This window comes from Ruegeria sp. BF6 (assembly GCF_056538665.1).
This window is the reverse complement of sequence record NZ_JBQFTN010000002.1, coordinates 149,300-162,806: the sequence shown is the minus strand read 5'-3', so window position 1 is coordinate 162,806 and position 13,507 is coordinate 149,300. Positions and strand designations below refer to the sequence as shown.

Sequence of the window (13,507 nt, the reverse complement as noted above, 5' to 3'; positions counted from 1 at the left end):
ACCTTTGACGAGGCCGTGGTCGTGCTGAAATCCCGCTGTTGATGCCGCTTCCGCGTTAAGCGCTATTTCTTACCGGCCACGATCCGATCAAGAATAAGCGCACAGAACAGGATCGCCAGACCAGCCAGAATGCCCTGCCCCGCCGCCGCGTATTGCAGCGCCTCCAAAACATCTTCGCCCAGCCCCTTGGCTCCGATCAGCGAGGCAACGACGACCATGGCCAGCGACATCAGAATGGTCTGGTTCACACCCGCCATGATGGTCTTGTGCGCCAGCGGCAGATCCACGCGCCACAACAGGTATCGTGGTGTAGCGCCGAATGCCATCGCAGCCTCACGCACGGTTTCGGGCACCTGTTGCAGGCCCAGAACGGTGAAACGGATTACCGGAGGGCTGCCGAAAATCATGGTGGCAACCACGCCCGCCGGTTTGCCCGACCCGATGAATGCCACCACCGGGATCAGATAGACGAAGGACGGCATCGACTGCATAAAATCCAGAATGGGCCGCACGATGGCAAAGGCACGCGGACGACGGGCACAATAGATTCCCAGCGGAATGCCTAATGTAATCGAGATCAGCGCCGCCGCCCCCAGCAGCGCAATCGTGGTCATCGCCTTTTCCCAGAAATCCAGCAAACCCAGATAGGCCAGCGCCGCCCCGGTGAAGATCGCTACGCGCGCTCCGGCGGACAGGTAGGCCAGCATGATGATCACCAGCGCCACGACTGGCCAGGGGGTATCGACAAGAACCACCTCGATCCAATCCAGAAGGGTGCGCATTCCATAGGTCAGCCCGTCGAAAAAGCCACGACCGGCAGTTTTGGTCCATTCGAACACTGCCTGCACGCCGTCGCCTACGTTTAGACGCCAGTCGCGGTTGGTCGGAAAGGTCTTCAGCACTGCCAGGGCATCAGGTTGCGCAAACTTGATCATCGACAGGATCACGACCACTCCGGTCAAGGCCGAGGCAACGATCAGTCGGGGAAACGACCATCCATGCGCAACGCTCGGGTCCGAGCGCCAGCGTGCGAACTGCCCCTCGAGCGTCCAGTTGGCCAGCGAAGCCGCGAGAAACTTGACTGCTAGCAGCAGGACGATCCCGATCGCGAGATATGTCAGGCCGGTTGAGTCCGCGCTTTTGGCTGCGTCCTGCGCACCGGCCAGGGCACCCTCCAGCGACTCTGCCGCACGTTTCAGGGACTCCAGCGACGCGGCCCCGGATTGTTCTGCCGCCGCGATCTGTTGACGCCGCAACTCAAGTGTCTGCTCAATCTGCTCTGCCCGTTCGCGGAACTCACGTCCCAGATCGCCAAACAGGCCAAGTCCGATCTGGATGTAGGCCAACGTTTCCAGCAGCAAGAACCCCAGAAACCACGACCAGAGCCCCCTGGCCCCGAACCAGATTGGCCCCAGGAGCGCTGCCGCCTTGTTCAGAGTGAAGCGATAGCCTGGCGCCTGCATCATATAGGCAAAAGTTTTCTGGTAGTAGGATTGCCCCTGCCCCACGAAATCTCCGATCAGGCCATTTAGGCGGTCGGCGGTTTCCGGTTGGATCTGTTGCATATCAACATGTTTCATAGCGGTCCCCTTATGCCTGGCTGTCTTGAATCGCACGGATTAGGCCCGCACGGTTGATCACACCCACGGTCTTGCCGTCCTGCGTCACCGCCACGACTCCGTGGCCGTCCACACAAAGGTTCATCAGATCTGACAGATCCATATCCGGATGGGCCTCTTTCGCGTCGTCGGGCACTTCGCCGTGATGCGCTTCGAACTCGTCGACCGGTTTCATCACTGCATGAGCGAAGATCATGTTGAGCTTGGAGATCCCCGCCACGAAATCCGCCACATAATCGTCAGCGGGATTGAGGATGATCTCTTCCGGTGTGCCGATCTGCACGATGCGCCCGTCCTTCATGATCGCAATGCGATGGCCGATGCGGATCGCTTCGTCGAGGTCATGGGTGATGAACATTGTGGTCTTGTTCAGCTTGTGGCTCAGATCCATGAACTGATCCTGCAACTGCTTGCGGATCAGTGGGTCGAGCGCCGAGAACGGCTCATCCATCAGCAAAATCTCCGGGTCGGCAGCGATGGCCCGGGCCAGACCCACGCGCTGCTGCATCCCGCCCGACAGCTCATGGGCGTATTTATCCTCCCAGCCATTTAGCTCGACCAGTTCCAACACCCGGTCGGCTTCTTCCCAACGACGGGCTTTGCCTGTGCCACGTATTTCCAGCGGCATCGCAACGTTGTCACGCACAGTACGGTGGGGCATCAGGCCGAAGTTTTGGAACACCATTGCGACACGGCGGTTACGCAGGTCGCGCAGGCCCTCATCATTCAGGCCCATCACATCATCACCGTCCAGATAGATATGACCATCGGTCGGCTCCAGCAGACGGTTCACATGGCGTACAAGGGTCGATTTGCCCGAACCTGACAGGCCCATGACACAGAACAGCTCACCCCGTTCGATCTCGAAACTTGCATCGGCCACTCCAACAACGCAGTTGAAGCGATCCAGCACCTCGGCCTTGCTCAGTCCTTCACTGTGGATGGCGTTCAAAGCCTCTTGCGACCGTGCGCCGAATACTTTCCAAACGCCTTTTGCATCGATTGCGATTTCCGCTGTCATATCGGCCCCACCGCTGTTGATTGTGTTGAGTGGTGCCCCCGGAGACCCGGGGGCAAATTGGCTTTAGTTGGTGGTCAGGCCCAGCCAGCCGTCGATCGTGTCGCCATTGGCGGCGATCCATTCGGCCACGACCTCATCGGTGTCACGGCCCTTGACCACAACCTCGTAGGTCAAACCGCTCAGCTCACCCGCATCCATGTCGATATTGGCTAAGAACGAAGCCGCCGCCGGGTTGCGCTGCTCCAGCGATTTCGAATGCGCAACTGTCACGGTTTTGACCGGCTCGCCAGTGCTGACATGCGATTTGTTGTACCAGTCCGCGTCCTGATCCGGCTGCACCATTTTGTAGGTAGCCGCGTCATGCTCGGGCTCTTCCAGAATAGTCACGTCATATAACGCATGGACGTAATGCGGCGCATAGCAGTAGAAGGCCGCGCCTTTCTGCTGGTCGATCTGATCCTTCAGCCGCGAATAGAACACGGTTTCATCTTCGGTAGTCGGCGTCAGAAAGGTCTCTATCCCGTAGTCGCGCACCCGTACCTTGAACGTGTTGGTTGAGGCCCAGCCGGATGCACCAACCCACACTTCTCCCAGGCCGTCACCATCCGAATCGAACAGTTCCTGCGCCATTGGCGTGGCCAGATCGTAGATGGATTTGATGTTGTGATCATCTACCATGTAGTTCGGCACGCAAATCCCGGCACGGCCCTCATAACTGCCAGAGGACAGTGCCACGGTACCTTTCTGATCGACATATTCATCCGTGAACGAGGACTGGTTCGGCAGCCAGACATCCGGGTGCACGTCAATATCCCCGCGCCCGCCATCCATGGCCGCAAAGATCACCGCATTGGCGCCGGGGGCATAACCGACCTCACCGCCAAGACGGGTTTCGATGACCTGACCAATCACCCGGCTCATGATCTTGGCGCCGGGCCAGCTGGGCTCACCCACCATGACCTTTTCTTGTGCCATCGCCGTTGTTGCGCCCAAAGTCAGGGCCAGAGTTGCGGTCAATGTGAGTTTCTTCATAGGTCTTCTCCCATAGCGTTGAGTTACATGCGCATCAGGCGCGCGCCCGCTTGCGTTGCGGGTCTATGAATGGAATGTCAGAGACGGAGGCTTTCAGGCGTTTCATCCGCCCGTCGAGCTGGCCGATCTCCAGTTGGGTTCCGTTATCCGCGTGTTCGACCGACAGCCTTGCCATTGCAATCGCGTGTTCCAGCATCGGTGAGCGAGTGGCCGAGGTGACCACACCCACCTGTCGCTCACCCGCAAAAATCGGGGCACCATGTCGGGGCAGATCATCGCAGCCTATCAACAGCCCTTTGAGTACCCGGCGCGGCTCGCGCGCATTGCGTTCCAGCGCGGCCTTTCCGGTGAAATCGGATTTATTCAGGTCAACGGCAAAGCCCAACCCGGCCTCAAACGCATCCACGCCCGGCGCGAACTCAGCGTTGGCCGCGGCCAAACCGGCCTCAATCCGGATGATGTCCAGCGCGGCCAAGCCCATCGGGGTGATCCCGAATTCTTCACCGGCGGCCATCACCGCGTCCCAGATCGCAACAGCGTCGGATTTGGAGCAGAAAATCTCGTACCCCAATTCCCCGGTATAACCCGAGCGGGACAACATGAAAGGCGCGCCCTCGCGGTCGTTCAGCCGCGCGACCGTGACACCAAACCATTTCAGATGGTCCAGCGATGGCACGTGCGGTTGCGTAAAGGCAATTTTGCGCAACAACTCGCGCGATTTAGGCCCTTGGATGGCTAGGTTCGGCATCGCGCCACGCAACGCGTGGACACGCACTTGCAGGCCGCGCGCGTCGGCCAGTTCCCGCAACGTCCGCCCACTTTCTTCGGCCCCGCAACACCAACGGAAAATCTCTGGCGCAAGGCGGAACAAGGTGCCATCATCGATGACCGAGCCACTTTCGTCGCACATCAAGGTATAAGACCCGCGCCAGACCGGCAGTTTTGCCACGTTGCGAGTCGTGGCCAGTTGCATCAGCGCCTCGGCATCCGGGCCGACGATGTCGAACTTGCGCAGGCCGCTCATATCCTGCACGGTCACAGCTTCACGGCAGGCCCAGTATTCACCCAAAGTACCATGGGCAGGGTAGCTGACGGGAGCCCACAGATCGCGCGCCGGGGCAAAATGCTGGGTCAGCGGGGCAAGACGGTCGTGAAAGGCGGACTCCTGACTGATCGACATGGGGGCATCTTCCTTTTCACGATAGGCAACCGCGCGGCGGATAGGTGTTTTGGCGCGGTAGATGCGCACATGCACATCGGTCGGGTTCCAACCGTTGATCGGATCGATATCATCGGGACAGGCGGTCGAGACGCAGACCAGATCCTCAAGCGCGCGCATGGTCACATAGTCTCCGGGCCGCGAGTAGGATTCCTCGGTCAGAATGTGATGCGTTGCCGGGTCGATCCATGTGTTCCAGAAGAAGTTGATCGCAGGCCACGCCGAGCGCCGTGCTACGCCATAAGGTGCCAGTGCGTTCGACATGTTGTCAGAACAATTCAGATGACCGGGGAAGCCCCGCTCCTCATAACCACGCGCGGTGCAGGCCAGACCAAATGTGTCATGCCGCCCGCAGGTATCCTGTACGACGTTCAGCAAGGGCCGCATCTCACGGTCGAAAAACTTGTCCAGCAAACCGGGGCCGGGGTAGGCGCGTCGCACCATCGACCGGGTGGCGGTCGAGTCGATCATCCACTCGGCCCCCCGGTCCAAACCATCGGACCGCAGCGCCATGAAATCGGAGCATTGCTGCCCCTCGACATCAATGATCTGAACGAATTCCCCCGCCTTAAGCTCATAGGCGAAGGCGCTGCCCCGCGGCACGGTGAATTCATCCCGCGTGTCTCCCAGCAGGGGGGGCAAATGCGGACCTCTCGAAGCTGTGGGTTTATGTCGGACCGTGACACAATCAGTATTTGCGCCCTTGATCAAAGCCGAAGCCGCCACGGGCCGGATGGCCCAGACGGTCACCTTCTGATCCGTTCGCAGGATCAACGGCTCGGCGGTCTGACACAGTTGGTGACCGGAAACGGGTAGCCCTCCGCCCTGCGCCTCGATCCAGCCAGTAAAACCGGCGCTGTCAAAATCAGCGCAATTGATCTGTGTGTTCGCCACCAACCCCAAAGCTTCGTGGGTGGCCTGCCCGTCCTCGGTGAACACTGCCAGTTCCAGCGGTTGACCCGAGCCGAGGCCTTGCAGCGACAGCAAATCCCCAGGCATCATTGTCAGCCGAACCGTCTCTCGCGGGGCCAGCTTGTGCGTCCGCGTGCCCGAGGCCTTTGGGAACCCCGGAAACCGACGGCCGGGGCTGTCCAGCCCGGTATTCGTGAACGCATGTAAGACCGAAGATTCCTGCATAGTGGTTTCAGATTCTTGCTATGTAACTAGTTACAGAGCTTGCTGAAACTAGTTACATATGTCAACTCTTTCCTTAATGATCAGCAAAACGGATGCAAAAACCGGTGACGCAAAAAGCCCCTGAGCCCAAAAAACGCGCAAATCTCAGAGATGTAGCAAAAGTCGCGGGCGTATCGGTCGCCACGGTGTCCCGGGTCCTGAATGAGCCCGGCGTGGTAAAGAAAGACACGCTGGAAAAGGTTCAGGCCGCAATTGCCCGGCTTAAATTCGTTCCCAGCGCTGCCGCGCGGGCGATCAATTCCGGACGAACCCGGTTTGTCGGAGCGTTGGTGCCCACTCTGGACAACGCGATCTTTGCCCGCTTCCTTGCAGCACTCGAACGCACCTTGTCTGAAAACCAGCTGTCTCTTGTTGTGGCCACAACCGACTCGGACCCGGATATCGAGGCTGAAAAAGCGAAAAGCCTGGTGGATATCGGGGCCGAAGGCCTGATCATCACCGGTGCCACCCACAGCGCCGCGTTTCATGATCTGATCGAGCGGACAATGCTGCCGACCATCATCACCTCTTTCTACGATGCAGAAAACCCGCTGCCGACCATCGGATATGACAACGCAGGCGCAGCGCAACTTGCCTTGCAGCATCTGATTGATCTGGGTCACCAACACATCGCGGTTGTGCATGGCCCCACACATGACAATGACCGGACCCGGGCACGCCTGTCCGGTTTGCGTGCCTTGCCCATGGCCGGTGAGCTGACAACGTTCGAGACAGGTATCAGCCACCGGGGAGGGGCTGAGATCGCCAGACAGATATGCGCCCTGCCCCAGAAGCCGGACGCCATTCTAAGCCTGTCGGACGTCGTCGCGCTTGGTGTCTTGTTTGGGCTTCAGTCCGAAGGCCTTTCCGTGCCCGGCGATGTTTCACTGGTCGGGATTGACGATTTGCCCAGCTCCGCCGCAGCAGTACCCTCCATCACAACGGTGCACCTACCCGTGACCCAAATGGGCGAACGCGCGGCGGTCGCTCTGGCAAACTGGATATCGGAACAGAAAAGGCCGGGGTCGGAACAGCTTGAGGCGCGATTGATCGAACGGCAATCGGCCATTTCTCGCAAAACCAGCTAGGTGGCACTGCCTTCGCCGTAGTTCCGGGCCTTGGACATCTTGCCGATGCCTGGGTTGAACGAGTTGGTCGGATCACAGCACTTGTAGTGCGCCGCCAGATCAGGCTTGGCTTTGTAAAGGTGCCCAACATTGTGCTCGGCCGGGTATTCCGCGCCGCGCTGATCGAAGAGTTCCAGCATCGCCGCTTTCAGCGCCTTTGGGTCGGCACCCTTTTTAACCACGTAGTCCTGATGCATCACATGGCACATGAAATGGCCGTAATACAGCTTGTGAACCAGTTTGCCTTCAATCTCGGGCGGCAATTTCTCCAGCCAATCCTGATCGTTGCGGCGCAGCGCGACGTCCAGCGCGATAATATCTTCGACTTCATTCGCGTGGATCGCCATATAGCGCACGGCGGCACCAGCGGCGGCAAAGCGGTGCAGACCTGCAATCTTGGCTTCACGCACCGTGCATTCGAAGAAATCCGCATCACGGCCCTTCAGGAGTACGGGCAGCCAATCCCCGGCCTCTGCGATGCCGTCATCCTTCATTTTCAGGATCAGGTGATGCTCGTAGCGGTCACGGAACTCTATCATCCGTTTCGGCAGAACCCGCGGCCAGATTGAGACAGCCGCCTGCATGAACCGGTCGGTAAAATTGCGTAGGAACGGGATACGCCGCAACCGCGCATCGACGGCGCCCTTCATGGCAAAGAACATTGGCAACCGGTCAGTGCCCAGCTTGTCGATCATGACAACCGTGTCCTTGCCATAACGCGCGGTGATGTCGAATACCTCGCGCTGCATGTATTCGGCGGATACCGGCAGCGAGTTGAACTCGGACAGGATATGCCGACGTAACGCAGCCAGATCGTCGGAACTGTTACTGCCGATGTAAAAGACCTTTTCGGCTTCGTTCTTTGGGAAGGTGTCGAGGCGCACGGCAAAGACCGCCATCTTTCCAGCCGACCCGGCGGATTCGAACAACTTGGCCTTGTCCGCATTGAACCGCGCCGGAGTTTCGGCATCCACGTCCCGCACGATCTGCGCGTAATCACTGGCCGAGGCGCGTTTGTTCGTTGCCCCCGGGTTGCGGTCAAACTTACCGGCATCCAGGCTGGTCAATATTTCTTCGGGCGTGTTGCCCAGATCAATGCCCAGGTGGTTCACCAGTTCCAACTCGCCTGCTTCAGTGATCTGCGCGTAAACCGAAAGTTCGGTATAAACCGGCCCGCGCTCAACCAGCGACCCGCCCGAGTTGTTGCACACACCACCGACAATCGACGCGCCGATACAAGACGACCCAATCACCGAATGCGGCTCTCGCCCCAGCGGGGCAAGCATTTTTTCCAATGCAAAAAGCGTGGCACCGGGAAAGCTGACGATCTGTTCACCATTGTTCAGCGACACCAGTGCATCCATGCGGCGGGTGTTGATCAGCACCACGTCGCGGTCATAGCTACCAGAAGGGGTCGAGCCTTCGGTCAGACCCGTATTGGCGGCCTGCATGATGACGATCTTGTCAGCGGCCACGCAGGCCTGCAGCACTTTCCATTGTTCCAGCAGGCTGCCAGGCTGAAGGACACACAACGCCTCGCCCTCACCCGAGCGGAAACCGCGACGGAACCGCTCTGTCGCGCGTTTTCCGGTCAGGACGTGGCGCGCCCCAACGATGGAACGAAAATGCCGGATCAGTTCATCATTGGTCATGGCAGCCTTCTTTCCGGTTTAGGTGGTGCGGAAGCGTATATTCCCGCGGTTCAGTTGGTCGATGCTAGTGACGCCCATCAGTTTCATGTCGCGCTCGATCTCGGCCCGCATCAGGCCCAGAGCACGTTCGACACCCGCCTGCCCTGCTGCGGCCAGCGGATACAGGTAATGCCGACCGACACCAACCGCCTTGGCGCCCAGCGACAGCGCTTTCAGAACATGGGTGCCACGCTGAATACCGCTGTCCATCATAACGTCCAGCTTGTCGCCAACCGCGTCCACAATTTCGGACAATTGGTCGAAAGGCGTGCGCGAGCCGTCCAACTGGCGGCCACCGTGGTTCGACAAGATGATACCGGTGCAGCCGATCTCGGCGGCGCGTTTGGCATCATCAACGGTCATAATGCCCTTGAGGCAGAACTGCCCGTCCCAGTCGCGCACCATCTGCGCCACGTCGTCCCAGTTCATAGACGGGTCAAGCATGTCAGTGAAGTAACCACCGATAGAGCTGGCACCGCCGCCCATATCCACATGTTCCTCCAACTGCGGCAGGCGGAATTTCTCGTGTGTGACATAATTGATGCCCCACATCGGCTTGATCGCAAACTGGATCATGCCGCCCAGCGTCAACCGGAACGGGATCGAAAAGCCGGTGCGCAGATCACGTTCCCGATTGCCGCCGGTAATGCTGTCGACGGTCAGCATCATCACCTCGACACCCGCCTCTTTGGCGCGCTGCATCATCGCTGTGTTCAGGCCGCGATCCTTATGGAAGTAGAACTGATAGACCTGCGGGTTTTTGTGTTTTTTGCGCAGCTCTTCCAAGGACACGGTGCCCAACGAGGACACACCGAACATGGTGCCAAATTTCTCGGCCGCCGCCGCGACGGCGCGTTCACCCTGATGGTGAAACAGACGCTGCAAAGCGGTGGGCGAGCAGTAGACCGGCATGTCCAGTTTCTGCCCCATTACCGTGACGGACAAATCCACGTCAGACACACCACGCAGAACCGAGGGCAGCAGGTCGCAGCGGTCAAACGCATTGGTGTTTTCCCGATACGTCACCTCATCATCAGCACCCCCGTCGATGTAGTTGAAGATCGGCCCCGGCAGCCGTTGCTTGGCCAGCCGCCGGAAGTCGTGGAAGTTATGGCATTGGTTCAGACGCATCGGAACGGCTCCTTAATAGGCGACCGAAGGCAACCAGGTGGCAAGGGTCGGCCACAGGAAGACCATCGCCAGACCGGTCAGCTGCAGCAGCACGAACGGGATGATGCCCTTATAGATATGCGTCAGCTTGATCTCGGGCGGGCAGACGCCTTTCAGATAGAACAGGGCGAAGCCCACCGGAGGTGTCAGGAAGCTGGTTTGCAGCGTCACCGCGACCAGAATCACGAACCAGACCAGAGCCGGTTCATCCAGTACGCCAAAGCCGGGGATATCGATGCCCAGCCCGTTTACGATGGGGCGCATCAGAGGCAGCACGATCAGCGTGATCTCGATCCAGTCCAGCACGAAACCCAGCAGAAAGACGATGAGCAGGATGAAGAGGATCGTTCCGTTGGCTCCGAAGCCGGTGGATTGCACCACATGCTCGATCAGTTCGTCTCCACCCAGTTCGCGCAGCACATACGAGAAGACTGTCGCGCCCAGGAAGATGGCAAAGATGTAGGCTGTGGTGTTGAAAGTCGAAACCAACACGTTCCACAGTTTCGCAAAGGTCAGCTTGCGGTAACCCAGTGCCAGCAGCGTCGCACCCAGCGCACCAATGCCCGAAGCTTCGGTCGGTGTAGTCAGACCAGCAAAAATCGAACCCAACACGGCCAGGATCAACATCAGGGTCGGGATGACGGCAATCAACACGTCTTTGACCGCAGCCCAATCCGGCGCCTTGGCACCTTCAGGAACGGGTGCCGCATCGCGCTTCACCAGAGCGAGGATAAAGATATAGGTCAGGTACAGGCCGCCAATGATCACACCGGGGAAAACTGCTGCCATGAATAGGTCGCCTACCGAAAGGGCCATCTGGTCGGCCATGATCACCAGCATGATCGACGGCGGGATCAGAATGCCCAGCGTACCGGATGCCGAAACTACGCCAGCCGCCAATGTCGGTTGATACTTCTGCTGCATCATCGAGGGCAGCGACAGCACACCCAGCAGCACCACGGACGCACCGATGATGCCGGTCGAGGCCGCCAGAATGATCCCGATCAGGGTCACCGTGATCGCCAGACCACCGCGAACAGTGCCGAACAGACGCTGCATCGAGGACATCAGACGCTCGGCCACACCGGATTCGTCCAGCATAAGGCCCATGAAGATGAACATTGGCAGCGCGACCAGAACCGCGTTGGACATGGTCGCATAGACCCGGTTCACAACCGCGCCGAGGGTCAGGTAATCCAGCCCGGTAAGTGTTCCTTCCAGACCTGTCCACAACATCAGATCATTGTCGAACAGATAGGCCAGACCGCAATAGGCGACACCCACACCGGCCAGAACCCAAGCCACCGGGTAGCCGGTGAACAAAAGGGCGATAAAGGTCAGGAACATCGCGATGACCAGCTTCTCCTCGGTCGTTTCGACCAGGAAAGTCAGGCCGACGCAAACCGCAGCAAAGACAGCCAGCACCAGCAGGATTCGGCGCAGCGACGCACCTTCGCGCTCGGTCTCCGGCCCGTACAGCAACGCGTGCCCGTCATGGATCAGCCGCGCCAAAGCAGCCAGAGCCAAAAGAACAAAACTAATGGGAATAACCGCCTTGAACGCCCAACGTGCTGGCAGACCCGTGGGGCTGTCCGACCGTTCGTTGACGCGTAAGCTCTCGTAGAAATAATCGTATCCCTGATCGACCATCAGATAGATGAACGGTGTCAGCAGGGTCAGGATGCCGATCACCTCTATCACCCGCTGCGCGCGGCGCGACAGTTGCATATGCAGCACGTCAACGCGCACATGGCTGTCCGTGATCAAGGCATAGGAAATACCGATCATCGTGACGATGCCGTAGAAATGCCACTGGACCTCATCCAGCTTGGGATAGTTCTGGCTGAACAGGTAGCGCAGCGAGACCTGAGCGAAAATCGCCCCCATCAGCAGCACATTTGCCCACATGACCACATGGCCTACCGCCTTGACGCCAGTGTCGATGGCGACAGCGATCTTCTGACGGTCTGTCTCGGGGTGCTCCAGGATGCCTTCATAGGCTTCGACCGGATCGTTGAGGTTCTTTTGGCTGTCCATGGTCATTCCTCGCTCAGCAGCCCGACGTGCGGGCAGTGATTGGTTAGAAATTCCGAATAAGAAGGAAATGGGCCGGAGCGGCGGTTTCGACCGCCCCGGCATCGTCAGTGCGGGAGGTTACTGACGAGGGAGGAAAGCGTTCGTTTTCCAAAGGTCATAGCCGTCACGGAACTCGTTCATATCGGCCAGAACCTGTGCAAAGAAGGCGTCATTGGCGGCTTCTTCAGCGGCAACCTCTTCCCAGGTCGCACGGAACGTATCCAGCATCTCGGGCGACCATTGCTTGATGGTGACACCGTTGTTTTCAACGTTGTCGATCAGAGCCGCGTGCTGAATGGCTTCGCCTTCGGCAAAGCTGTCCGCCATAGACGCCTTACAAGCGCTTTCGATGATGGCTTTATGCTGGTCGCTGGATTCGTTCCAGACGTCCTTGTTGATCAACAGTTCGAACACAGTCGCCTGCTGATGCCAGCCGGGGAAGTAGTTGTATTTCACCAGCTTGTGGAAGCCCAGACGCGCGTCAATGGCAGGCATCGAGAACTCGGTCGCGTCGATCGCACCTTTTTCCAGCGCAGGGAAGATCTCACCACCCGGCAGCAGCGAGGTCGCCACGCCCAGTTTCTGCATCACCTTTCCGCCCAGACCGAAGAAACGCATCTTCAGGCCATTCAGGTCTTCAGGCGAGTTGATTTCAGTCGCGAACCAGCCTGAGGTTTCCGGGGCAATGATGGCGCAAGGCAGAACGTGAACGTTGTAACCTGCCTGATCGTACATCTCTTGGTACAGTTTCAGACCGTTACCATAGTACATCCACGCCATGTATTCGCCAGCCTCGGGGCCGAACGGAACGGCCGAGAACAGCGGCGCAGACGGGATTTTACCTGCCCAGTAACCGGCAGTGGTGTAGCCCGAATTGATCTTGCCGGTGGAAACGGCGTCAAGGATTTCGAACGGCGGAACCAGTTTGCCCGGCTCATACACTTTCATCTTCAGCGTCCCACCCGACATCAGGTCCAGTTGCTCGGCCACCCGCGGGATCGGCGAGCCAAGGCCCGGCAGTTCAGTCGAGAATGCGATCGGGGTTTTCAGCAATAGCTTGTCAGCGGCGACCGCGGGTGCGGCCAGCAGGCTGGCGGCGACGGCGAGGCTCGTCAGGGTCTTCTTCATGAATTCTCCTCCAGGTTGGTCAGGGCTTCCACCCCAATCAGCGGCGCAGGCTCTTCCAGCGCCTCTCCGGTGGTAAACTAACTTTACCAGTAATAACCAGTCAACAATTTTGTTTACCACTGGCCTTTACCTTTTTGAGTGACCGAGCATTAGGATCAGTGTTGGCAAATGCCATTTTTTAGCAATTGAAAGCCGAAGCTGCCTGTTTTTTGTTCTTTTTCATAATGCTAGATTCACTGTCAGGACCG

Annotated in this window: 9 protein-coding genes; 1 reads left to right on the top strand and 8 read right to left on the bottom strand. The window is 58.7% G+C overall.

Translation table 11 applies throughout. From position 1 onward, the window contains the following. Positions 1-62: 62 nt before the first annotated feature. The 4 genes from ACR0IM_RS08780 to ACR0IM_RS08765 form a co-directional block, all read right to left on the bottom strand. Entirely contained in the window at positions 63-1,580 is a 1,518-nt protein-coding gene (locus tag ACR0IM_RS08780) for an ABC transporter permease (protein ID WP_480681548.1), read from the bottom strand. Positions 1,581-1,590: 10 nt separating this feature from the next. Further along, positions 1,591-2,640: a quaternary amine ABC transporter ATP-binding protein gene (locus tag ACR0IM_RS08775; protein ID WP_480591571.1), complete on the bottom strand. Its 1,050-nt coding sequence runs from the start codon at positions 2,638-2,640 to the stop codon at positions 1,591-1,593. A gap of 63 nt (positions 2,641-2,703) precedes the next feature. Beyond that, positions 2,704-3,672 carry an ABC transporter substrate-binding protein gene (locus ACR0IM_RS08770; RefSeq protein ID WP_480591574.1) on the bottom strand — a complete coding sequence of 323 codons (969 nt, stop codon included), beginning with the start codon at positions 3,670-3,672 and terminating at the stop codon, positions 2,704-2,706. 34 nt (positions 3,673-3,706) lie between these two features. Beyond that, the gene (locus ACR0IM_RS08765) at positions 3,707-6,028 is read right to left on the bottom strand and encodes a DUF1989 domain-containing protein (RefSeq protein WP_480681547.1); all 2,322 of its coding nucleotides are present in this window, start codon (positions 6,026-6,028) and stop codon (positions 3,707-3,709) included. Positions 6,029-6,132: 104 nt separating this feature from the next. Here ACR0IM_RS08765 and ACR0IM_RS08760 point away from each other — a divergent pair, with 104 nt between their 5' ends. Beyond that, positions 6,133-7,155: a LacI family DNA-binding transcriptional regulator gene (locus tag ACR0IM_RS08760; RefSeq protein WP_480641671.1), complete on the top strand. Its 1,023-nt coding sequence runs from the start codon at positions 6,133-6,135 to the stop codon at positions 7,153-7,155. Here ACR0IM_RS08760 and dld read toward each other — a convergent pair. The 4 genes from dld to ACR0IM_RS08740 form a co-directional block, all read right to left on the bottom strand. Continuing rightward, positions 7,152-8,846: a D-lactate dehydrogenase gene (gene dld, locus ACR0IM_RS08755; protein ID WP_480681546.1), complete on the bottom strand. Its 1,695-nt coding sequence runs from the start codon at positions 8,844-8,846 to the stop codon at positions 7,152-7,154. The genes ACR0IM_RS08760 and dld overlap by 4 nt on opposite strands. 18 nt (positions 8,847-8,864) lie before the next feature. Then, a complete protein-coding gene (locus tag ACR0IM_RS08750; protein WP_480681545.1) occupies positions 8,865-10,016 on the bottom strand; it encodes an alpha-hydroxy acid oxidase in 1,152 nt (383 codons plus the stop codon). 12 nt (positions 10,017-10,028) lie between these two features. Then, positions 10,029-12,098, bottom strand: a complete 2,070-nt coding sequence (locus tag ACR0IM_RS08745) for a TRAP transporter large permease subunit (RefSeq protein WP_480681544.1) — start codon at positions 12,096-12,098, stop codon at positions 10,029-10,031. Positions 12,099-12,209: 111 nt separating this feature from the next. After that, positions 12,210-13,259: a TRAP transporter substrate-binding protein gene (locus ACR0IM_RS08740; protein ID WP_480591591.1), complete on the bottom strand. Its 1,050-nt coding sequence runs from the start codon at positions 13,257-13,259 to the stop codon at positions 12,210-12,212. Positions 13,260-13,507 lie beyond the last annotated feature (248 nt).

Coding starts and splice junctions, on each gene's coding strand:
- ACR0IM_RS08780 (WP_480681548.1), bottom strand. CDS start 1,580: ATGAAACATGTTGATATGCAACAGATCCAACCGGAAACCGCCGACCGC.
- dld (WP_480681546.1), bottom strand. CDS start 8,846: ATGACCAATGATGAACTGATCCGGCATTTTCGTTCCATCGTTGGGGCG.
- ACR0IM_RS08770 (WP_480591574.1), bottom strand. CDS start 3,672: ATGAAGAAACTCACATTGACCGCAACTCTGGCCCTGACTTTGGGCGCA.
- ACR0IM_RS08740 (WP_480591591.1), bottom strand. CDS start 13,259: ATGAAGAAGACCCTGACGAGCCTCGCCGTCGCCGCCAGCCTGCTGGCC.
- ACR0IM_RS08750 (WP_480681545.1), bottom strand. CDS start 10,016: ATGCGTCTGAACCAATGCCATAACTTCCACGACTTCCGGCGGCTGGCC.
- ACR0IM_RS08775 (WP_480591571.1), bottom strand. CDS start 2,640: ATGACAGCGGAAATCGCAATCGATGCAAAAGGCGTTTGGAAAGTATTC.
- ACR0IM_RS08745 (WP_480681544.1), bottom strand. CDS start 12,098: ATGACCATGGACAGCCAAAAGAACCTCAACGATCCGGTCGAAGCCTAT.
- ACR0IM_RS08765 (WP_480681547.1), bottom strand. CDS start 6,028: ATGCAGGAATCTTCGGTCTTACATGCGTTCACGAATACCGGGCTGGAC.